Source organism: Bradyrhizobium sp. CCBAU 11357, from assembly GCF_028128865.1.
GTDB lineage: Bacteria > Pseudomonadota > Alphaproteobacteria > Rhizobiales > Xanthobacteraceae > Bradyrhizobium.
Genome location: NZ_LBJW01000034.1, coordinates 1 through 734, shown reverse-complemented (window position 1 = coordinate 734; position 734 = coordinate 1). Strand labels below are relative to the sequence as shown.

Genomic DNA, 734 nt, shown 5'->3' with positions numbered 1-734 from the left:
CAAGATCATCAACTCCAAGAACAAGCTCTTACCGGTGGTGCGACAAAGAGAGCAGCAGCCACCGCTACGCTGATTGGGCCATGCGACGCCGTCCTCGCACTGCTGGCACCGGTCGCTTGCGTTCCCGGTATATCGACGGGGCTCAGTCGCACCTGAAAGATTAGATCGAGAAAATTGCTATCCTCTGAATGGTCCAAATTAAATAACTGAGGAAAACTAATTGTCTGAGCTGCGCTCGGACGAGAAAGTTTGGCAGGCTCGCTAGAGAAACACCCGGAGTGAGCCGCCATGTGGCCTCAAAAAAGCCCGCGCTGGTCGTTCTAGCTGCGCCCGCTTGTTGGTGACGCCATTCCGTTCGGGCAACCCGAAGAGCGTCATGTCAGCAAATGGATCGCAATTGGATAAGATAAGGAGAGTACGAGAATGGCAGCACAGCATCCCAACCTGCTTGACGGGTATGCAGTACGTCCCACTTGGCAGGTCGCGGGAGTTGACTATGCGGTTGGACCGAATTCTACGCCATTAAAGGATCCGGCAACCATCTCGATGGCCGGCGTTTCGGTCGATAATGCGAGTAGGACTATCAGCATCACGGGTGACAATGTCACGCTGGATGGATACGACTTCGCGCTTCACGGCGGATATCAGGTGGCGACCAGTGCTGCGAATACGACGATATCCAATAGCAATTTCTCGGTGGGGACGAACCAGGGAGCTTACCTGATATACGGCGG

1 protein-coding gene is annotated in these 734 nt (G+C 54.5%); it reads left to right on the top strand.

Going from position 1 to position 734, the window contains the following annotated elements; genetic code table 11:
- Positions 1–423 precede the first annotated feature (423 nt).
- Positions 424–734 (top strand): hypothetical protein (locus XI05_RS08945; protein WP_271500707.1); only part of this gene is annotated, 311 nt, incomplete at its 3' end.